Origin of the sequence: Pullulanibacillus pueri, assembly GCF_014639255.1 — a bacterium.
GTDB lineage: Bacteria > Bacillota > Bacilli > Bacillales > Sporolactobacillaceae > Pullulanibacillus > Pullulanibacillus pueri.
Genome location: NZ_BMFV01000002.1, coordinates 92884 through 113574, shown reverse-complemented (window position 1 = coordinate 113574; position 20691 = coordinate 92884). Strand labels below are relative to the sequence as shown.

General features: G+C 39.5%; 16 protein-coding genes. 9 read left to right on the top strand and 7 right to left on the bottom strand.

Annotation, left to right across the window (positions count from 1 at the left end; all coding sequences use genetic code 11):
- Nucleotides 1-9 precede the first annotated feature (9 nt).
- Both IEV91_RS02365 and IEV91_RS02360 read left to right on the top strand, forming a co-directional pair.
- Nucleotides 10-714, top strand: coding sequence for a hypothetical protein (locus IEV91_RS02365; protein WP_188495694.1), 705 nt, complete (start codon nucleotides 10-12; stop codon nucleotides 712-714).
- Between the two features lie 13 nt (nucleotides 715-727).
- Nucleotides 728-2260 (top strand): MDR family MFS transporter, encoded by a 1533-nt coding sequence (locus IEV91_RS02360; RefSeq protein WP_188495693.1) that lies wholly within the window; start codon nucleotides 728-730, stop codon nucleotides 2258-2260.
- Nucleotides 2261-2739: 479 nt separating this feature from the next.
- Here the strand turns inward: IEV91_RS02360 and IEV91_RS02355 are convergent, their stop codons facing one another.
- From IEV91_RS02355 to IEV91_RS02340, 4 genes are all read right to left on the bottom strand, one after another.
- Nucleotides 2740-4056 (bottom strand): NCS2 family permease, encoded by a 1317-nt coding sequence (locus tag IEV91_RS02355; RefSeq protein ID WP_188495691.1) that lies wholly within the window; start codon nucleotides 4054-4056, stop codon nucleotides 2740-2742.
- Nucleotides 4057-4329: 273 nt separating this feature from the next.
- Nucleotides 4330-6330, bottom strand: coding sequence for a lipoteichoic acid synthase (gene ltaS, locus IEV91_RS02350; protein WP_188495689.1), 2001 nt, complete (start codon nucleotides 6328-6330; stop codon nucleotides 4330-4332).
- A 581-nt stretch (nucleotides 6331-6911) separates the two neighbouring features.
- On the bottom strand, nucleotides 6912-7739 hold the full coding sequence (gene nadE, locus IEV91_RS02345) for an NAD(+) synthase (protein ID WP_188495687.1): 828 nt from the start codon (nucleotides 7737-7739) through the stop codon (nucleotides 6912-6914).
- A gap of 138 nt (nucleotides 7740-7877) precedes the next feature.
- Complete coding sequence (locus IEV91_RS02340) at nucleotides 7878-9545, bottom strand: DUF6044 family protein (RefSeq protein ID WP_188495679.1); 1668 nt, start codon at nucleotides 9543-9545, stop codon at nucleotides 7878-7880.
- A gap of 179 nt (nucleotides 9546-9724) precedes the next feature.
- Here IEV91_RS02340 and IEV91_RS02335 point away from each other — a divergent pair, with 179 nt between their 5' ends.
- Together IEV91_RS02335 and clpP are read left to right on the top strand one after the other, a co-directional pair.
- On the top strand, nucleotides 9725-10516 hold the full coding sequence (locus IEV91_RS02335) for an RNA polymerase sigma factor (protein WP_188495677.1): 792 nt from the start codon (nucleotides 9725-9727) through the stop codon (nucleotides 10514-10516).
- Between the two features lie 17 nt (nucleotides 10517-10533).
- Nucleotides 10534-11115 (top strand): ATP-dependent Clp endopeptidase proteolytic subunit ClpP, encoded by a 582-nt coding sequence (gene clpP / locus IEV91_RS02330; protein WP_188495675.1) that lies wholly within the window; start codon nucleotides 10534-10536, stop codon nucleotides 11113-11115.
- Nucleotides 11116-11430: 315 nt separating this feature from the next.
- On the opposite strand, the gene IEV91_RS02325 is transcribed toward clpP, so the two are convergent.
- Nucleotides 11431-12045 (bottom strand): YkoP family protein, encoded by a 615-nt coding sequence (locus IEV91_RS02325; protein WP_229745366.1) that lies wholly within the window; start codon nucleotides 12043-12045, stop codon nucleotides 11431-11433.
- 391 nt (nucleotides 12046-12436) lie between these two features.
- Here IEV91_RS02325 and lgt point away from each other — a divergent pair, with 391 nt between their 5' ends.
- From lgt to IEV91_RS02305, 4 genes are all read left to right on the top strand, one after another.
- Nucleotides 12437-13249: a prolipoprotein diacylglyceryl transferase gene (gene lgt / locus IEV91_RS02320; RefSeq protein ID WP_188495673.1), complete on the top strand. Its 813-nt coding sequence runs from the start codon at nucleotides 12437-12439 to the stop codon at nucleotides 13247-13249.
- A gap of 123 nt (nucleotides 13250-13372) precedes the next feature.
- Nucleotides 13373-14155 (top strand): sporulation protein YunB, encoded by a 783-nt coding sequence (yunB, locus tag IEV91_RS02315; RefSeq protein ID WP_188495671.1) that lies wholly within the window; start codon nucleotides 13373-13375, stop codon nucleotides 14153-14155.
- 241 nt (nucleotides 14156-14396) lie between these two features.
- Nucleotides 14397-14747 carry a protein YmzB gene (gene ymzB / locus IEV91_RS02310; RefSeq protein ID WP_188495669.1) on the top strand — a complete coding sequence of 117 codons (351 nt, stop codon included), beginning with the start codon at nucleotides 14397-14399 and terminating at the stop codon, nucleotides 14745-14747.
- Nucleotides 14748-15203: 456 nt separating this feature from the next.
- Nucleotides 15204-17348, top strand: coding sequence for an ATP-dependent Clp protease ATP-binding subunit (locus tag IEV91_RS02305; protein WP_188495667.1), 2145 nt, complete (start codon nucleotides 15204-15206; stop codon nucleotides 17346-17348).
- Nucleotides 17349-17555: 207 nt separating this feature from the next.
- Here the strand turns inward: IEV91_RS02305 and IEV91_RS02300 are convergent, their stop codons facing one another.
- Both IEV91_RS02300 and IEV91_RS02295 read right to left on the bottom strand, forming a co-directional pair.
- Nucleotides 17556-18032, bottom strand: a complete 477-nt coding sequence (locus IEV91_RS02300; protein WP_188495665.1) for a hypothetical protein — start codon at nucleotides 18030-18032, stop codon at nucleotides 17556-17558.
- A 329-nt stretch (nucleotides 18033-18361) separates the two neighbouring features.
- The gene (locus tag IEV91_RS02295; protein ID WP_188495663.1) at nucleotides 18362-18940 is read right to left on the bottom strand and encodes a YitT family protein; all 579 of its coding nucleotides are present in this window, start codon (nucleotides 18938-18940) and stop codon (nucleotides 18362-18364) included.
- A 628-nt stretch (nucleotides 18941-19568) separates the two neighbouring features.
- On the opposite strand from IEV91_RS02295, the gene IEV91_RS02290 reads away from it, so the two are divergent.
- The gene (locus IEV91_RS02290; RefSeq protein WP_188495661.1) at nucleotides 19569-20363 is read left to right on the top strand and encodes a TIGR00266 family protein; all 795 of its coding nucleotides are present in this window, start codon (nucleotides 19569-19571) and stop codon (nucleotides 20361-20363) included.
- The last annotated feature ends 328 nt before the right edge of the window (nucleotides 20364-20691 follow it).

The following is a 20691-nucleotide window of genomic DNA, read 5'->3' as shown; positions in this document are numbered from 1 at the left end:
TGGATGGGTATGGACGTCATTAAGCGTTTGAAAATGACAGGGTCAGGACGTTCAACAGGTGGACATTATTCTAAAGTTAGAGTCATGGGGGAAGGGAATGTCACTGGAGAACTTGAATGTGATCAAGCTAAAATTTTTGGGACGTGTACCTTTGAAAAAGCTGTTAAGGCGGAAACTTTTGCTGTCTTTGGAAATGCTGTTGTTCGAGAGCTTCTAACAGCGAGACAAATCAGAATATATGGAGATGCAGATCTTGAGAATACTGTGACCAGGGAATTAATCATTCGAGGGAATTTAGAGATATTTGGTACCCATAAAGGCCAGACCGTGAACTGTAAAGGGAATCTGTCCATAAAGAAGAATTGTGAAGTGGATGTTTTTCATTCAAGAGGCATGTTTAGCATTACGGGGCTATTGAATGCGGATTGGATTGATATCGGACTCAAATTTGGAACGAGTCAAGCACGGGAGATCGGGGGTGAAACGATTGTGATCAAGAAGGATATAGGTTTATTCAATGGAAAAAGGGATGCCCGTTTAATCGTTGACAGTATTGAGGGGGATGATATTTCCTTGGAAGCAACAACAGCAAAAAATGTGAGAGGACAGAAGGTACAAATTGGCCCAGACTGTGACATTGAGGTGGTGGAGTATCAGAATCATCTTTCTGTCTCACCATGTGCCAAAGTCGCACGGCAAATTAAGGTAAGGTAGGACGTGAAAAAGTATGAAGCATAGTAATAATAGGAAGTTTGGTCTGATAGTGACCGGCTTGTTATTAGGAATCTTTATGTCAGCGATGGATCAAACCATTGTCGCAACAGCGATGGGAACCATTGTTTCTGAATTAGGGGGTCTCGATAAATTTGTTTGGGTGACCTCAGCTTATTTAGTGACCGAAATGGCAGGGATGCCTATCTTTGGGAAACTCTCCGATATGTACGGGAGGAAGCGCTTTTTTATTGCCGGGATTATTTTCTTTTTAGTAGGTTCCATTTTGTGTGGGACTGCAACGGGCATTGTTCAATTAAGTATTTATCGAGCGATACAGGGCATAGGTGGCGGTGCGCTAATGCCTATTGCTTTTGCTATTGTGTTTGACGTCTTCCCTCCTGAAAAGCGCGGGAAGATGGGGGGGATTTTTGGTGCTGTTTTTGGGGTGTCAAGTATCGTAGGGCCATTACTCGGGTCATTTATTACTGAAACGTGGAGCTGGCATTGGATCTTCTATATCAATGTTCCCATTGGGCTTGTCGCGATCTTGCTTATTGCCCGTTATTATAAAGAATCACAACTTCATCAACGGCAAAAAATTGATTGGTGGGGAGCACTGAGTCTGGTCATTTCAGTTGTCTGCCTGATGTTTGGTTTGGAACTAGGTGGGAAGGCATACGCTTGGGATTCTGCTACAATCTTGAGTCTCTTTGTTGCCTTTGCCGTCTTCTTTATTGTCTTTATTGTCGTAGAGACAAAAGTGGAAGCGCCTATTATTTCCTTTAAAATGTTTAAGAAGCGATTATTTGCGGTGAGTACATTATTATCTGTGTTTTATGGAGCGGCCTTTGTGATCCCCATCGTGTTCATCCCTATATTTGTTCAAGGGGTTTACGGTGGAGGAGCTACAAATTCTGGCCTTATCTTGTTACCGATGCTATTGGGAAATGTCGCTTCCAGTATGGTAGGTGGGGCTTTAGCGCAAAAGTTTAGTTATAGATCTTTAATGTTTATTTCCTGTTTATTTTTGCTTCCAGGTCTCTATCTCCTTGGAACCCTTAACATGGATACTCCCCGCTCTTTATTAACTCTGTATATGATTTTGACAGGGTTGGGGGTTGGATTTTCCTTTTCAGTGGTAAGTATTGCTGCTATCCATCATTTTGAACCACAGCAATTTGGTTCTGTAAACTCGACAGTTTCATTTATTAGGGAATTTGGCATGACCATTAGTCTTGTGATCTATGGGACGATACAGAGTCATCTCATGGTCAACGGATTAACGGAAAAAGTGGCGCTTATCCGTTCAAAGGCCTTTTCTGGTGTCGATTTTTCAGAACCCCGGGTCCTGCTCTCAAAAGAACTGAGAGCCCATATTCCGAGTCCGGTGCTTCACCAAATGACAGATATCCTTTCCACTTCTTTAGCGACCACCTTCTTATGGACGTTAATCCCCGGGGGTTTAGCATTGGTCACCGTCTTTTTTATGGGGAAAGAAAAGATGAGACGTTTTGAAAAGCCTTCTCCTAGTGAGAAAAACGCATAGATTTTTAAAATAAAAACCATCCATGGTAAATACCATTTTCTAAGTCTCTGGATCTATTAATACGGTATTTTTTTGTTACAGATATGACAAATCACACCCGACTCACATGAAGGAGATGTTAAGTTCAAGTAGTATTCGGCAAGGGTTAGACTTAATGGCGAGTGAAAAAACTCTGTTAATCTTCCTAATCTATTTACACAGGTTAGGTTTTGTCCAGAGATAAGCCACCATGACTTTCCTGTGTGTGGCCGGAGCACTCTCTTTTTGTTGGCCAGTGACCTCTTATGTGCGAGCGACCTGGAGAATAAGTCCACCTATCGTTACGTCGCAATCTATATCAATTTTTAGGAAAAGGACACTAAAAAAGTGGGGAGCTTTATTATGCTCTCCACTTTTTTGTGAATCAATAAATGAAAAGAAGTCGGGTAAAATCAAACGTTTCCCTTATGAATCCTTTTCTAAACAACTGTAGAATACCCTCACGAGGATAGAAAAGGAATGAAAAAAATAAAGATAATAAATAAGATGATCATCATCGGATGAAGTTCTTTAAACCGACCTTTAACCGTCATTAAGATGGGATAGGTGATAAAGCCTAGGACAATGCCGTTCGTGATGCTGTAAGTGAGTGGCATCGCTATAATGGTAATGAAGGCAGGGATGGCGATCTCTGAGCGTTTCCATTCGATAGACCCCATTGCAGAGGCCATTAAAGAGCCGACAACAATTAATGCCGGTGCCGTCACTTCATTCGTCACTACTGATAATAAGGGCGACAAAAAGGTTGCTAATAAGAAGAAAATAGCCGTAACGACTGCAGAAAAGCCTGTTCTCCCGCCGGCAGCGACGCCAGCTGAAGACTCAACATAAGCATTAGCAGGAGAAGTTCCTAATATCCCCCCAACAATAAAGGAACTGGATGAAGCGAAAAGGGCGCGTCCGGATCGCGGTAATTGATTGTTTTGAATTAATCCTGCCTGATGACTGACAGCCATAATTGTCCCGGCTGTATCGAAAAAACCAACGATAAGAAAAGTGAGTACGACGATAATGAGATGACCTGAGTGAATATCTGACAGATGTGATAGACCTACACCGAACGTTGGTGCTAGGCTAGGTGCTGATGAAAAAACGTGATCGGGTGTTGGAATCAAGCCTGTCAATATGCCGATAAGCGCAGTAGCAGCTAAACCAATGAAAATGCCACCCCGGACATTACGAACAAGGAGGACCATTGTGATCAGCGTACCCAAAATTGCAAGAAGGGTATGTGGAGCGGTTATATCGCCGAGGGCGACAAAAGTGTCCTCGTTTTTGACCACAATGCCAGCGTTTTTTAAACCAATAAAAGTTATAAGTAGTCCAATGCCACTTGCTGTCGCCATTTTTAAATTCTGTGGGATGGCATTCAAAAGCACATTTCTAATTTTAAAAAGTGTGAGTAGGACAAAGAGAATACCGGCTAGAATGACAGCCGCGAGTGCCGTTTGCCAAGGTACACCTGAACCGATAACGACGGAATATGTAAAGAAAGCATTAATTCCCATACCAGGAGCAACACCGATCGGATAGCGCGCAAGAAGTCCCATAATTAACGTTCCGAATGCAGAAACAAGTGCCGTAGCCGTAAAGACTGCATTTTTGTCCATTCCTGCATCACCCAGTACGCTGGGATTAACAAAAAGGATATAAGCCATGGATAAAAAAGTCGTTACCCCCGCAATTGTCTCAGTTGTAAATGAAGTCTGGAATTTATTAAATTCAAAATAACGGGCAAGAGTCTTTTGTTTTTTCATGATGATAGGTCCCTTTCTTTTTGAACACCCTCTTTAAAAAACACAATTTCTATTGTAGCGATTTTAAAGAGACGATTCAAGACTTTTGACGAACATTAACAAGTCAAGATTAGTTTTTTATACGGATTACGAATATTATCACGCCACTTATTTTATGATTTTTACATGCCTAGTGTTAAATGATGACCCACTTTTGACATGCTTGATCTTGTAGAATTTTTTTGAAATGTAAAAGGGGCAAGAAAAAACCCCCATCAAGGGGGCCTCTCAATATTAATGATTAGAGGTAGAACTCTCGCTGTCATGATTATCGTAATGGGGTAAGACGCTTTTTGGGAGATCCGCATCTTGAACCTCTCGTCTATAATCGATCTTATTTTTGTCAAAAGGTGTAAAATCCTTTGGTGTGTAGAAGCGCAGAAGATCTTCATAAACGACTTTATCCGAAAGACTCAACTTCTCTTTAGTTACTTTGTCATAGGGTTCACATTTTTTTTCACTTACTTTTTCTTCAGATTTGTTACTATAGCAGACACCTTTAGTATAGGTATAATCCGGCGTTACAAAATCACCATTTCGGAATGGCACAATATTACTGTGCTCTTTTGAAAGTAAGTCGCTGCCGAATTGAATGTAATTTTTAGTATCAATACCCAATAAGTGAAGGAGTGTGGGTCTGACATCGATTTCTCCACCGTAGGTATGAAGGGGTTTACCCGGACTTTTAACATTAGGCACATGAATAAAGAGGGGTACCCGTTGTAATTTAGTATTCTCATAAGGTGTAATTTCTTTCCCTAAAACCTTTGAAAGGGCACGGTTATGATTTTCAGAAATACCATAATGATCACCATATAAGATGATAATGGAATTGTCATATAACCCGCTTGTTTTTAAATCATTGAAAAATTGTGCGATTGCCTCATCTGTATAATGAGCAGTTTGAAAATAGCGATTGACGACACTATCACCATAATCTCCAGGAGGAAAAGTGACATCCTCATCATCAAGCTCAAAATCAAAATGGTTAGAAAGTGAGATGAACCTGGAATAGAAAGGCTGTTTTAGATTTTCAAGTAAAGGCATTGATTCTTTGAAATAGGGTTTATCCTCCATACCATAGTTCAAAACATGGTCAGGTTGCATATCGTAATATCGCGCATCGAAAAATTTATCAATGCCGAGCGATTGGTACATGACGTCACGGTTCCAGAAACTCTTATAATTACCATGGAAGACAGCGGATGTATAGCCTTTTGATTTCAGAATAGCCGGTGTTGCCTGATACGTATTTTGTGATTTTAAATAAAAGACGGAGCCTTGTGGCAATGGAAAGAGTGAATTTTCCATAAGAAATTCTGCATCCGAAGTCTTGCCTTGCCCTGTTTGGTGATAAAAGTGATCAAAATAAAAGGTATTTTTATCATGGGTTAATGCATTTAAAAAAGGTGTGACTTCTTGCCCGTTAACCTTTCGATCGATTAAAAAGGACTGAAAGGACTCCAAAGAGACATAAATAACATTCATGCCTTTTCCTTTACCAAAATACTTATCATTCGGTTTCGCATCATGTGCTTTTGTATAGTTCAAAACATCATTAACGTCACCGCTATCGGCCATGGCCCTTTGCGCTGAGGAATGAATATTTTGAACAGCATCATAAAGGGTATAGTTATAGGCCCCTAGATATTTGACGAGATAGTTGCGGTCAAAGGTTCGCGAAAGTAATTGTGGCCGGTCAATTTCAGCTAGTCCGAGATTAATGAAGAACGCAAGAACGCCGGCGCCAAGAACATAAACAACGGATTTTTTAGGGAGTTTAACGGCGGGTTTCATGACCTTAAACACAATCAAAGCGATAAGAATAAGGATATCTAGAAAATACAAAAAATCATAGGGCTTCATGAGTGCTTCTGCACTGCCACTCACATCACCAAAATTTTTTGTCTGAAATAAGACAGGTAGAGTAATAAAATCATTAAAGAAACGATAGAATACAATATTCGCATATAAAACGAGCGTTAAAATAAACGCTATGATCGTCATTACAATGTGCTGAGCCCTTCCTTTTAAAAATAAGGAAAGCGCAAGAAAAATAGCTCCTGAACTGATGGGATTAATAAACAAAAGAAAATGTTGGTAAAGGTTTTGAATACCAAGGTTAAATTCGATGCGATAGGCGATATAAGTTTTAATCCAAAATAAAAAGAGAGCAACGAGAAAAAAAGATAAATTTTTGATATTGAAATGCTCCCGAAGTTTTGGTAGTTTCATAGTTATTTTTGCGACCTCCTTATAATGTGTTGATGTGTAACAAAAGGAATTGGTGCTTCTCGCTATTTTATGTCTTTGGTGCTTGGTCGTTATTCGTTTTAAGGAGATGTAGTCAATTTGTAAGAATGTTGTTCTTATGTAAAAATGTAAAGAATTCAAAAAAAAACGACATAAATAAGGCATGATTAAAAAAGGTCAGTCTCAGATCGGCTTGTCCCAACACCTATTTTTGGGATAAAATGCAAAAGGCTAGAAACGACCTCTAATATATATGGACGAATAAAGTATATGAAAAGTTTCGGATAATGGCAATCTTTTTTATAACATCAGCACTACTAACTTTGCAAAGCAAGAATGTGGAGCCTGAGGAGTTCATCTTAAAGACCTGAGTTGTCCGTGTCAAAACAGGTCAAGGACATAACTCGAATGACGCATTCTGAAAGCTGGATATTTTTATATATTATTTCTCTTAATTGGCAGCTTTGAGTATAATTATGGCAATTGAACAAAAAACGAACAATCTCGGAGGATTGTTCGTTTTTTTGTTGGCCAAAAATAAGTTTGTTTTTACTATTATCTTTTTATGCCCACCAGGAATCAAACATAGAGGCTGGAAGTTCTCGCTTATGTTTTGTTGTGAGATAACGGTGTTCTAACTTTTGAGCAACGGTGTCGCTTACTTCTTTTCCCTCCAAGTAATCGTCGATATCTGAGTAGGTAAGTCCCAGTTCTGTTTCATCAGCTTGTAAGGGTTTGTCCTCAAGCAGGTCTGCAGTAGGCGCTTTTTCATAAAGGCGGCGAGGACAATTGAGCTCCTGTAATAAGGCCTTGCCTTGCCGCTTACTTAAGCCTGTCAATGGCAGAAGGTCAGCAGCACCATCACCAAACTTTGTGAAAAAACCTGTAATGGCTTCAGCGGCGTGATCAGTCCCAATAACGAGCAGATTAAGTTCACCAGCGAGGGCGTATTGTGCAACCATCCGTAAGCGTGCTTTGGTATTTCCCTTATGAAAATCACTTAAAGTAACACCAAGCGAATTGTCATTAAAAGTGTTTTGGAAGGCAGTCGTTGTTGCCTCGATATTGAAGGTGAATAGCTCCTTTGGCTGAATAAAGTCAAGGACTAATGATTCATCTTCTTGATCCTTTTGTTCCCCATGAGGGAGACGGACACCAATAAATCGGTAGCCCCCACCCTTTTCTTCATTAAGCTCATCAATGGCAAGCTGAGCCAACTTCCCAGCAAGGGTAGAATCTTGTCCGAGGCTCAATCCCAATACGAAGCCCTTCGCGTGGGCCTTTGTTACATATTGTTTTAAGAAGTCAATACGTTTACGAATTTCCTCTTTAGGATTAATGCTCGGTTTGACATTAAGGGCTTCCATGATTTCCTTTTGCAAAGGTCTCATATGTATCTCTCCGTTTCTTTAGAGACTATTCAACATAGGTTAGTCTCATCATAGTTGATCTCACGCACTCTTTCCATCATTATACCTTAGTTATAACGCAGTTTTCATTCTTCATGTCCTTTTTTCTTACAATTGATGTTAAGCATTTACTTTATATAGGAAAATCTTCCAAGGTGAGTTTTGATTTTCAAACGACTTCTCAAAGGTTAATGCGTTAGCTGAGGCGTTTTCGATTTTAACAGCTGAGAGGATGTAGTCACCTCCTAAGGCCTTTAACGCTTGAGCATTGATGTCTAAATGGTGAATGACCTTATGATGGTCTTTTGTATATAAGTAATGCTTTCCAAGCTCGCTAACAAAAAGGTAACAGCGACTCCCCCAATTGTCATAATAGCGTCTGAGACTTCCGCTTTTCTCTAATTCTGGAGCTATAATCTTTCTGAACTGCTTTTTGTAACTTAATGGGTAGCTGACAACATAGCCATCAAGGGTATAGAAGCCGTTGTATTGCGCGATACTCGGATGCATCCCAATGGAAACCACACGGTAGCTTGAAGGCTCACTGCCGATATACCTCTTGATTTCATTAAAAAGTGATGCAGAGTAAAATTCCCGATACGTTGGGTATTCATAATAGGTGTATTTGCTTTGTTCGTTAAATGAAAAGAGTAACAAAATCTGCAAAAATAAGAAGGTGAAGGCATAAGCTTTCCCTTTTCTGAAATGCTGACATAAAAAAGCGAGCGCGATGGCAAAACCGACATACCAAAGTAGGGGCTCTAGAAAATGGATGCGGCCAAAATTAAAGGTCGTGATTAATTTAAACGTCTCACTGAGATGCCAGACTTTCTCCGAATAGTAATAAGCAATGCAATAAGAAAAAAGGAAGTTCAAGCCCAGAATAAGCCAAAGAGTAGGGAGCAATTTCCTTTTAAAAAGAGAAGCACCAAGTGCAAATAAAATCACTGGAAGCACGATAAAGGCGGTCTGCCGATCCACGTGTGTTTGCCCTTTAGTAAAGTAATGAAGCGCTCTTCTAAAGAGTTCCTCATCAGGAAGATGACCACGACTAAATGCTGCACGGTGAGATGTAAAGCCGGTTTGGATGAACATCTCATCAATGATCCTGTAATTAACAGCAAGAAAAAGAAAAGTCATCATACCAAGGGCGATCAGCCATCCCCAATTTAATTTTTTATGTTGAAGCGCATCAATGAGCCACCATATGCCAAGGCAGCCAATAAAAAAGGAAAAGCTGAGAACAAAGCTAGAGTAAAAGGGGAGTAGGGCAAGTATGATCCAATCCCATTTTGAGGCTTTATATTGCTTAATATTCATAAAACAATATAAAGCTAAAGGCAATCCAGCAATTGACAGTCCCATTGATGGCCAATAAGGAAGTAAAGCATAAGTCACAGCAACGCCAACAATAAGGCCATAATTTTCTTTGTTAAAAAGCACATGCCTTTTTAGCAACACATACATTCCAAAAAAAGCGACAAAGCGTAATATTGTCTGATTAAGAACATAGGCGGCAAAAGGTGAAAGAAAGGAAAACATGAAGACAAAGAAATCAAATTCAGATCCTAATGAATTTCTCGGGAGACCATTCATAATGTTAGGAACAGAACTATGAGGGCCACCAAATAACGTATGACTTTCAGCCATTAATTTGTTCCACACAATATTAGAATCAAGGTTATCATGTATCCGTACGCGACTGTCTTCACCTAGAATATAATAAGGAGATAAATAGAGAACGATGAAGATGAGCCCCATATAAAAAATCACTTTATTTCTCGTCATATTGCAGGCTCCTCTTCTAGGTTTATCTCTATTATTTTTACCTCATCAAACAAGGGGTTATACTTGATTTATGAAATTCATGGATAAGGTGAATATCAGAAAAAATTTTGGTGGCCGTATCTTTAGCCAGGAAAAATTCGTTTATATAAGTGAAGGCACAAAAAAGAGGGAGATGAAGAATGTCGCTACCACAGATTAAGACTGACCAAAAAGACTTTATCGAAATGATAAAGGGTGATATGACTCCTTTGCGACATTACTGTACAGCGTTAACGGGGTCAGAGTGGGATGGAGAGGATCTACTACAAGAAACCTTAATCAAGGCCTATCGAAGCTGGAATCTTACCCCTAAAGAAATGAATAAGGCTTTCTTGTTTCGCGTGGCTTCGAATACATGGATTGATCACTATCGGAAATGTCGGATAGAGGTTTCGGGTAATCCGGAGGCCCTTGAAAAGGAACAGTCAGAGTCTTTTAGGGACGATGCTTTACTTTCACAGGGGCTGACAAGAGTTTTAAGAGTATTAACAGCCAAGCAACGTACAGTCTTTCTTTTAGTTGAGGGCTTTGGTTTTGATTCTAAAACAGTGGCTGAGATGTTACATTCTTCTGAAGGGGCGATTAAGGCCGCTTTACATCGGGCGCGAAAAACGTTGCATCGACATCAAACCTCTTTTTCAGAGGAAGAAGAAGGAGAGGAAGTGTTGCCCTACACACAAGCGATTATTAATGGGCAACCCGAGACGATTGTCACCCTGTATAAGCAAGAGATAGAACCGCAAATGAGTATGTTTTCTTTAATGAAGATTGGAAATAGGCGCACCCATCGGGACATTTTTCATATACAAATCAATCACCTAATGGTCCTATCATGGGTTAGCCTAGACGGACAATTTTGGATGGTTCCTTTTAACCGTGGGGAGTGGATGACGCTCCTTGGTGAGAGTAATTCACCTGTATTAGTAGCTTAATAAAGGAGGGGTTAAGGATGGCCAGTGTCATTCCTTATGTGATTGAGCAAAGTAATCGGGGCGAACGCTCCTATGATATCTATTCCAGACTATTGAAAGATCGCGTGGTGATTTTAGGTTCAGAAATTAATGATGAAGTCGCTAATAGTATTGTGGCACAACTTTTGTTTTTAGCGGCAGAAGATGGTGAAAAGGATATTTCTCTTTATATTAATAGTCCAGGGGGTTCGACATCAGCAGGTTTTGCAATCTATGATACCATGGCCTTTATTAAGCCAGATATCCAAACTATTTGTATGGGCATGGCCGCTTCGTTTGCCGCTGTTTTATTAGCTGCAGGCACTAAAGGAAAAAGAGTGGCCCTTCCTAATAGTGAGGTCATGATTCACCAGCCGCTTGGAGGGGCTAAGGGGCAAGCCAGTGATTTAGAAATCAGTGCTAAGCGAATCATCAAAGTGAAAAAGCAGATCAATAACATTTTAGCTGCAAGTTCGAATCAGCCGCGTGAAAAGATTGAACATGACGTCGATAGGGACTTCTTTATGACGGCAGCTGAAGCTAAGGAGTATGGATTGATAGACAAAATTTTAACAAAGTAAAAGGAGCGGGCGTGATAAGGAAGAAGGTTGATTTCCTTAAAAGTTGAAGGAAATGGCGATGTAACTCACCACACTTAGGCACCGCTACGGAAATACACTACGCTTTCCTTAGTCCTGTGGGCATGAGGAAAGCGAGCGACCTGGAGCGGAAATCCACACTATTAACACGTCATTAATCTTCTTGTAGTTACGTCGCAATCTATATCAAATGCATCGAATGATGAGAACCTGAGCCAATAAGTTGCAAAGTTCACATCATGGAAGAAAATTTTCTAAGTTAATTATGACCATTTTTATTAAAAAAGGAGTGAGGCTTCACCGCATAGGCGGGGCCTCGCTCCTTTTAAAATGGTCGGTTTCAGGGAATGGCATCGGATAATATTTCTCGATAAGGTCTTGTTTTGGCATAAATAAATACTTTGGTATGGGCTTGTTTTTACGATGTTGATTGACCGTTGATAAAAAATAAATAGGAAATTGGGCGATCTGTTTAAATCGCAGATAAGCTTTATTTTGAATAGAATGAATTTCAAAGCCTAAACGCTCACTTCCTTGGTGGAGCATCGTTACTCCAATGATGGCCTTAATCCGCTTTTCATCTTTATGGTTGTGAATAAAACGGGCTAATCCTGGCAAGGAATTTTTTATACTATTATAGAGATAAAGACCTTTTCTAAAATCATTGTCAAGTTGATATAAGTCCTTTAGAATTTTGACATTATGCAAATGAATTTTAAGTAAAAAATCATTTTTATGAATAGAAGTCCCATCGCTAAGGATTACGCTTCTCCCCTTATAGCGAGTGAGACGGACACGAAAAATTTGATTTTTTCGATTGTGCTGATCAATATATGAAAGTCGTGTAAAGACATAATATAAAGGATCAATAAGATTCCATAAAGAGAGGAAATAAGAACGAATTTTGTGCATAGTAAACGTGGTGCTCCTTTCAATCATACAGCTTTATGTATGTTTCGATCATTAAATCCGAATGGATTTTTATATGGGCCTGTTAACGTCAATTTAGCAGAAAGACCTTCGTGGTCTTACGCCTTAGGAGGCGATGACCCTTTTAAATTATACCACGCCATAGAAGTTATGGAGAGCATCAAAATAAACAATTATTGGATGCTTCAGGATTTCGGAGAAAGTTCTCCTTGTGTTATTTGAAAATATGTTAAAATGGACGAGAGGTGAGTTTGTTCAAAAAGGTCTAGGGAATATAGTGTTTCCTATTTCCAAAAATACGATCAAATAAGAAGCCTTATCTCATTTTAATTTGTCATGTAGTAAAAAATTCTATAGTATGGAGTGGCGTTAGATGTACAAAGACCTATTTACGATCTTTGGCTATACTGTTCAAACTCATGCGGTAATATCAGTTGTGGCTATTCTTTTGGGCCTTGGTGTTGCGTTAACGTTGACAAAGAAGACCATCTATCACGAGCATCTTTATAATTTCATCTATTGGGCTCTGATTGGAGCAATTATTGGTGCAAGACTTTGGCATGTTTTTGTTTTTCAATGGCCTTATTATATGCACCACTTGGGGGAAATTATTGCGATATGGCAAGGCGGTATCTCAATTTTAGGAGCCATTGTTGGTGGCGCTGTTGCTCTTATTATTTATTCCCTAAAACACCGCCTCGATTTCTTAGATATCGCAGATTATTTAGCACCGCCAATGATGCTTGGCATGGGGATTGGTCGCATCGCTTGCTTCTTTGCTGGTGATGCCTTTGGTAAACCCACAGGATCAGGCTATGGCATCATTTATCCTGAGGGAACGATTGCTCATGATACATATGGCGACGAGCCACTTTGGCCGGCAATTTCGTGGGAAATACAAGCGGATTTTGTTGTCTTTGCTATACTTATGTATTTATTCGGTAAAAAACTCCCTAAAGGTCTGCTCTTTTTCATCTATCTCTTTTTATATGGTGTCGTACGCTTTTCAGTTGAATTTTTCCGCGGAGATTCTGATCGCTTTGCCTTAAATTTAACCGGAGGGCAATGGACATCCCTCTGCTTTATGTTGATTGGTCTAGTTTTGGGCATTTATGTTAGTATTAAGAAGCTTAAAAAACCAGATCATGAAGCCTTGCTTAATGAAAAAGAGACTTCAGAAGAATAAAGGTAAAACTCCCTAGTCTTAATCGATTTAGGGAGTTTTTTATGCGGTTTTTATCTTAGCCTTAAGTCTCATGGATGAATCTCTTATGTTTAAGCATATACATGCTATCAGAGGGGGATCATCGTGAAACTATATTGGCGACCAAGAAGGATGAAATTAAAAAAACAAAGAAAGGGATTTCCGCCATTAAGCAATTTAAATATTTTCGTGCTGTCGATTATCGTCTTCCTGTTGATAACTTTAATAGGCATTATCCTTATTAGTTATGTAGTAAAACCGCCTCTGATGGAGCTCGCTCAAACAGAGGCAGAACAAGCGGCTATATACGCTATCAATTATGGTCTTAGTGATGTGACCCTTGAACAAATGCGCCATGATGTTGATTTTAAAAAAGAAAATATCCTCAAAAATCATTCGCAATTTATTAAAAGAACTTATGATGATGACGGTGAAGTCCAAAGTTTAACCTTTGATGGATTAGCGATTCAACAGTTTATGGTTGAACGCACGAGTAGGGTTCAGGATTTCTTGCGAAGAGTCGAAGACGGTAGAATCTCAATCAGTCATGACGAGGATTCCATAATTAATATTAATGATAAACCTAAGGGCATTTCAACGGAGATCCCAATGGGGAGTGTCACTGGAATCGAAATTTTAAAAAATTTAGGTTCAACTATTCCGGTGCATTTTGACTTTTTGAGTCATGTTCAAACGACTCTGGAAAGAAGAATTGCGGAGACAGGAATTAATTCAACTACTTTTCAGCTTGTTGTTCACGTCAAAGTTGAAGTTGAAATTGTCCTTCCTTTTATTACTGAGCCGACATGGGTTCAGGCCGATATTCCGATTGATACGGAATCTGTAAGTAATAAGGTGCCAAAAAATTATAATACTGACAAAAAGTAAATATGTTTTTTTGCATTAGGTTAAACTAACCACATCTATTTTTAGGTGTGGTTTTTAATTACTCATTTGGACGTGTATTAAAGGAGGGCATGTTTGTGGCAGTCAAGGGTAAAACTGGCTTTTATTCAACCATTACCATTGTAAGTCTTTGTATTGTGTTAGCCTTACTTTCAATCATTATTTTATTCTTTGAATAAGAATTGTAATAAATTGGATTCAATATGAGGAAGGTGAATGATTTATGGTAGAGCATCAGGATCAGCTACAGGTCATTTTGTCATATCTTAAGGCATGGGAAGGTAGTCAGATTCTTATTACGAAGGAAGAAGAGGGAGATATTGATCAAACAGTTATAGACTTACATCGCTTGGATTTTGAGAATTATGACAATGCTTTCGATGATTATCTTCCCCAAGCTGCGTTACAGTTAGCAGGACCGGGGCAAACTTTAGGAGAAACGGATTCACCTCTCCCTTATGCTCAATTCGATATTCCTGTTGACCATTTAAGTGAAGTACAATGCTCTTCTGAGGAAATTTTTATCAAGACGGATAGAGGGACTTATATGCTCTCTCCAATCCGTCGAGAATGACTTCCATCTAAAAGAGGAGTACCCTATTCTCAAGATTTTATTCTAATAGAGAGTGTGAGAACTCACGCTTTCTATTAGAGCGTTTCAAAGGGGAAATATAAAGGAATAAACGCAATTGGTATTTGGTAGAGTAGGTTTTTTGTCAGGGCATGGCGAGGAAGTTTCCCGGGAAATAGAAGAAGGTGTCGATTCATGAACAAGAGAAAAATTTATAAATTTTTTAGGTAAACCCCTTGAAAGTCAAAGAAGGTCAAACTATAATAGAGAGTGTAAAGGATGTGCTCCTTACTTAAACCAAACCCATCCAAGCATATTTATTGATGCGAGAAAGTGGATAGGGTATTATTTATCTCACAAAGGTCAAAGATAGTCAAAGTCAAATTACCCTTGACGAAAGCGATCATTTTTGACGTCGCATGGTCTATGATTTTTTGATATTAAAGGAGGAATTAGAGTATGCGTTGTGATCATTGTAAACAAAACCCTGTAAGTGTTGAATGGAATATACAAGTTAATGGTTATCAAAAACATCTTCATTTGTGTGAAAGTTGTTATAAGGAATTAATGAATCAAACAAAACAAACTCAGCCTACGAGCCAATTTTCTATGGAGGACTTTTTCAAAGGTTTTATGCAACCTTCTATGGGAATGGCAAGTCAAAATGGAGGGGCCAAAGTTAAAACTCAGACAGGCCAGGGTGGACGTGGCGGCTTGCTAGACGAACTAGGGAAAAATATCACAGCATCCGCAAGAGCAGGCTTAATTGATCCTGTTATTGGTAGGGATAAAGAGGTTGAAAGAGTCATCGAAACCTTGAATCGCCGTAATAAAAATAACCCAGTCCTTATTGGTGAACCTGGTGTCGGTAAAACAGCCATTGCCGAAGGCCTTGCGCTTAAAATTATTGAAGGACAGGTTCCGCATAAATTAAAAAATAAAGAAATCTATTTATTAGACGTATCCTCACTTGTGGCAGGCACTGGCATACGTGGTCAATTTGAAGAGCGTATGAAGCGCCTCGTGACGGAAATGCAAGAAAGACAAAATGTGATTGTCTTTATTGATGAAGTTCATCAAATCGTTGGAGCAGGTAGTGCTGAAGGATCAGCCGATGCTGGGAATATCCTAAAACCTGCGCTGGCCCGAGGTGAGATTCAAATTATTGGAGCGACTACGCTGAATGAATACCGTAAGATTGAAAAAGATGCGGCTTTAGAGCGTCGTTTCCAACCGATTACTGTGAATGAACCATCATTAAATGAGGCCGTGGCTATATTAAAAGGCTTGCGGACAAACTATGAAAAATATCATCGCGTCCGTTATACTGATGAAGCTTTAGAGGCCTGTGTAACACTTTCCAATCGTTATATTCAGGATCGCTTCTTGCCTGATAAAGCCATTGACTTGATGGATGAAGCTGGCTCAAAGATTAACTTACTCCATTCTCAAACGAATGGTGAAGACATCCGAGCACGCCTTGAACAAATCGTGTCGGAGAAGGAACAAGCATCCGAACGTGAAGATTATGAACGTGCAGCCAAATTACGTCAAGAAGAACTGCTTTTAGAGGAAGAATTAAAAGAGCTGGAAACAAGTGAAAACAATCAGGCCGTTGTTGATATTGACACTATTGAAGCCCTTGTTGAAGCCAAGACCGGGATTCCTGTTCGCAAACTCCAACAAGATGAACAAGAAAAAATGAAAAATCTCCCTGAACGGTTAAACGAAAAAGTTATTGGTCAGCAGGAGGCTGTGGAAAAAGTCGCAAAAGCTATACGTCGTAATCGTGCGGGGTTTAGAAGGAAAAATCGTCCCATTGGTTCATTTTTATTTGTTGGGCCAACGGGTGTAGGGAAAACAGAGCTTTCAAAAACATTAGCTGAGGAAATGTTTGGAAATCGTGAAGCGATGATCAGACTGGATATGAGTGAATACATGGAGAAACACTCTGTATCTAAACTTATCGGTTCACCCCCTGGTTACGTTGGTCATGAAGAAGCTGGTCAATTAACGGAACGTGTCCGTCGTAAACCTTACAGCATTATCTTACTTGATGAAATTGAAAAGGCGCATCCCGATGTCCAACATATGTTCTTGCAAATTCTTGAGGATGGTCGTCTCACTGACAGTCAAGGACGAACAGTTAGTTTCAAAGATACTGTGATTATAATGACGTCCAATGCGGGTTCAACAGTGAAAAAGATTACGGTTGGATTTGGTGCAGATGAGAAAGCGTCAGAACAACCTAGTGTTGTTCAGGGACTCAGCGATTATTTCCGTCCAGAGTTCCTCAATCGTTTTGATGCGATTGTCGCCTTTAATGCATTAACGAAAGAACATCTTGTTAAGATTGTTGACTTAATGCTTGAAGAAGTAAAAGAAGCAGCACAAGCTCAAAATATTGATATTGAAGTGACACATGAAGCGAAGGTTAAACTTGCTGAACTAGGGTATGATCCTACATTTGGCGCTAGACCATTGCGACGAGTTATTGAAGAACAAATAGAGGATGCGATTGCTGATCTTATGCTCGAAAAAGAGGCTGTGCACAAAGTAAAGATTGATTGCTCAGAAGATAAGATCTTGTTGAACACCTTATAAGAAAAAATCCAAGACAGATAACACCCAGTGTGTTTTCTGTCTTTTTTTATAGAAAGGATAGACATTGAAGCAACAAAGAGATTGGTAGGAAAACTTGTCTTAATGGCAAGGACTTGATGTAAGTCGAGGTTTTCTTATAGAACCAATGGTGGTGGAGAACGCCTTTTTGATAGAGCAGACTAGAGACAACATTTTGGATACGCTATTTCATGGTTTAATTTGGGTATCTAGAAAATCATTATCTTCTATATTGTTAAGAGTGTCAGATACGTTGTTAACACCCATTAAGTGTCCAATGCCAAAGTTAGACTTATGATGAGAACGCCAACTATTTTGTTTGTTTTCACCCATAGAAAGGGTTGAGTTATTATTAATAGCATTCACATTAATGGTATTTACTGAAAACTCATTATTCCCTTCAGGGGTTTTTTCCGTATAATAGGTCGGCTCTGTTTCATTCTCATGATCATTAATGAAGGTATCGATAAAGTCATTATCATAAACGATATTTAGCACTTTAGAAATGTCACAGGAGTTGATGGTTCCTAACCCATTATTCACCTTATTGTGGGAACTCCAATAAAATGAATGATTATTCCCGATAAAAATACCTGAGTTCGCTTCTAAACTATTAACGGCTAAGGTATCACACTCGATTCTCAGTCCGTCATCCGTGATTTTCAATCATTCCACTCCTTTTTACAGTAATGCGTTAAAATGTCAGAGTTTTATCTTGATGATTTATTGGAATATGACCAACGCACCCCTCTCCATTAATAACGTATGGCTAAGGCCACAATTCTGTCCCTAGAGAAAGGCAGAAGGATGTTAAATTTGAATAAAAAAAGAAGTTGAGGAAGGTTGTACCACATGTCTTACTCATTATTCAATGAGGAGGACGATCAGTACTTTTAGAGGTTAGGAAACCGTAGTGGTCTATGGGGTGAAGTATAATTGCAGGCAAAGACTCATATCCCCCCATAAGTTTTATTACTATACATTCAGACGCTGGACTAAACGGGTGGTCGGGTGGCTTTATATTGAAGGTTGATGATGGTAGTGATGAGTCCGACACAAGCAACTGTAATGGCTGAAAATAATACATTGATACCTAAAATCCTGTGTCCGATAAATAAAATGAAAGAGTCCAGTGTTAAAATGATGAGTCCGACATTGATGGGGAGTTTTTGGGCGATGAATTGGGCAAGTAAATCTATCCCCCCTGTACTAACATTTAATTTAAGCAAAATGCCAATGCCCATTCCAATAAATAGTCCTCCGATAGGGGCACTTAATATGATCGGTAGGTGGATAGAGTGATTTAAGGGGGCAAGGATATCAATAAAAAGAGATGAAGTGAGAAGGCCATGAAGGCTATTATAAAAGATTGCCCGAAAGTAAAAAAAGGCGAAAATATATATTGGCAAGCTGAGAATAATAATGGTTAGACCGGTTTTAAATCCCCAAAGATATTGTACAATGAGTCCAATACCAATCATACCACCGTCCAATAAATGATAAGGGATGATGAAGGCGTCAATGCCGATCGCCAAAAGGAGACTACCAATGAGTATCAAAAAAATTTTTTTCATGTTCAATCCTCCTTTCATTTTTTCTTTTAAAAAGCGAACCGTTTTTTTGATATTTTCGTATAGAGAGGCTTCGTTCATGATAAGAAAAGGATAAACTTCAGTTCAGGTCAACCAGAGGGTGTTGATCTTCGCTCCACAACGTTTGCTTTTCGCATCCCCAGAATGAAGGGGGCTTCTTCAAGAATAATTCAAGCAGAAACGCCGTACCTTTTCGATTCATTGATATGGTGAGGAGCAGCGTTGCCGCATAACTAGGGTCCTTGAAAAGTACGTTTTACTTTGGGCTGACGATGAGCTTCGGTGGTGTCATACTGATGAACGTTTTTTCGAGAGGTGACCCTGGTTGTTATTGACGCCCGTGCCCTTATGCTTCAAGTCATGCGTTTATCGACCCGCACAAAGTATTTCGCCGAGTTAACGTTGTATCCATTTTAAAGGTTGGATTTATAACTAATGTATGTCCCAATCTTTTATTGTATGTAATATAGAACTTGATTTGTCAAAACAAAAAGGTATATTTTTAAATTATAAAAAGGCAAATGAACCATGTGGTATTGTGCCTTAAAATAAGATACATAGGAAAAGCTTTTTTCTCGGCTATAAAAATTTTCAGAGATGAGGGATGGTAATGAATAACCATGAAATTGATTATGAGATTTATGGCGATGATATGCAGTTTGTTGAAATAGAATTGGATCCAGGTGAAACGACCATTGCTGAAGCTGGGAGTTTAATGATGATGGAAGATGGCATTGGCATGGAAACCATTTTTGGTGATGGCAGTGGACAAAAGGGCTTAATGGGTAAGCTTTTTGGTGCCGGGAAGCGTCTACTTACAGGGGAAAGCTTGTTTATGACGGCCTTTACAAACACTGGCGTAGGGAAGAAGCATGTTTCTTTTGCGGCACCTTATCCGGGAAAAATCATTCCAATGGATTTAAGTCGTTTAGAGGGCGAGATTATTTGTCAAAAAGATGCCTTCCTTTGTGCTGCTAAAGGGGTATCTGTCGGCATAGAGTTTCAAAGAAAACTGGGGACCGGCTTCTTCGGTGGCGAAGGTTTTATTATGGAGAAACTAGAGGGAGATGGATTGGCTTTTATTCATGCTGGTGGGACCATGAAACACTTGACCTTAAGTCCTGGAGAACGTTTAAGAGTAGATACAGGTTGCTTAGTTGGCATGACACGAGGTGTCTCTTATAATATAGAGATGGTCCGAGGTGTTAAAACAGCGCTTTTTGGTGGTGAAGGCTTATTTTTTGCGACGCTTGAGGGCCCAGGTGATGTATGGGTACAATCGTTGCCCTTTAGTCGATTGGCTAGCCGTGTCTTTAGTGCTGCACCACAAATTCCTGGTGGAAGAAGTCGTGGCGAAGGAAGTGTACTGGGAGGCTTATGGAACTTTATGGATGGTGACGATTGATGCTTAATCCATTAAACTGCGACATTTTGTATATTTAAAGAGATGCCGCGGGGGTTGAACAGAAATGTTCCATAAATAGGAAAATCTGAACATTCTATTTGAATGGACGGATTTTCTTTATTCTGCGCTTGATGTGAATGGCGTCGTCAAAGCACTTTGCTTCCATGATCAAGGTCTCAGCTCACTGTGGCGTAGGTCTTTTATTACTCCAAAGTAGCTCTTCGGACGCGTGTTTTTCCCGCTGGAGTCTCCACATTTTGACGACACTCTCCGTTTCCTCTCAATCTTCGAACGTGCATTGTTCGTTTGTATTCATTATTTTGTTTGT

Excerpts from the sequence above, each read along its gene's own strand:
- IEV91_RS02365 (WP_188495694.1), top strand. The coding sequence starts at position 10 with ATGGACGTCATTAAGCGTTTGAAAATGACAGGGTCAGGACGTTCAACA.
- ltaS (WP_188495689.1), bottom strand. The coding sequence starts at position 6,330 with ATGAAACTACCAAAACTTCGGGAGCATTTCAATATCAAAAATTTATCT.
- IEV91_RS02295 (WP_188495663.1), bottom strand. The coding sequence starts at position 18,940 with ATGAAAAAAATTTTTTTGATACTCATTGGTAGTCTCCTTTTGGCGATC.
- lgt (WP_188495673.1), top strand. The coding sequence starts at position 12,437 with ATGTACAAAGACCTATTTACGATCTTTGGCTATACTGTTCAAACTCAT.
- ymzB (WP_188495669.1), top strand. The coding sequence starts at position 14,397 with ATGGTAGAGCATCAGGATCAGCTACAGGTCATTTTGTCATATCTTAAG.
- clpP (WP_188495675.1), top strand. The coding sequence starts at position 10,534 with ATGGCCAGTGTCATTCCTTATGTGATTGAGCAAAGTAATCGGGGCGAA.
- IEV91_RS02360 (WP_188495693.1), top strand. The coding sequence starts at position 728 with ATGAAGCATAGTAATAATAGGAAGTTTGGTCTGATAGTGACCGGCTTG.
- IEV91_RS02355 (WP_188495691.1), bottom strand. The coding sequence starts at position 4,056 with ATGAAAAAACAAAAGACTCTTGCCCGTTATTTTGAATTTAATAAATTC.
- IEV91_RS02305 (WP_188495667.1), top strand. The coding sequence starts at position 15,204 with ATGCGTTGTGATCATTGTAAACAAAACCCTGTAAGTGTTGAATGGAAT.
- IEV91_RS02290 (WP_188495661.1), top strand. The coding sequence starts at position 19,569 with ATGAATAACCATGAAATTGATTATGAGATTTATGGCGATGATATGCAG.
- IEV91_RS02325 (WP_229745366.1), bottom strand. The coding sequence starts at position 12,045 with ATGCACAAAATTCGTTCTTATTTCCTCTCTTTATGGAATCTTATTGAT.
- IEV91_RS02340 (WP_188495679.1), bottom strand. The coding sequence starts at position 9,545 with ATGACGAGAAATAAAGTGATTTTTTATATGGGGCTCATCTTCATCGTT.
- nadE (WP_188495687.1), bottom strand. The coding sequence starts at position 7,739 with ATGAGACCTTTGCAAAAGGAAATCATGGAAGCCCTTAATGTCAAACCG.
- IEV91_RS02335 (WP_188495677.1), top strand. The coding sequence starts at position 9,725 with ATGTCGCTACCACAGATTAAGACTGACCAAAAAGACTTTATCGAAATG.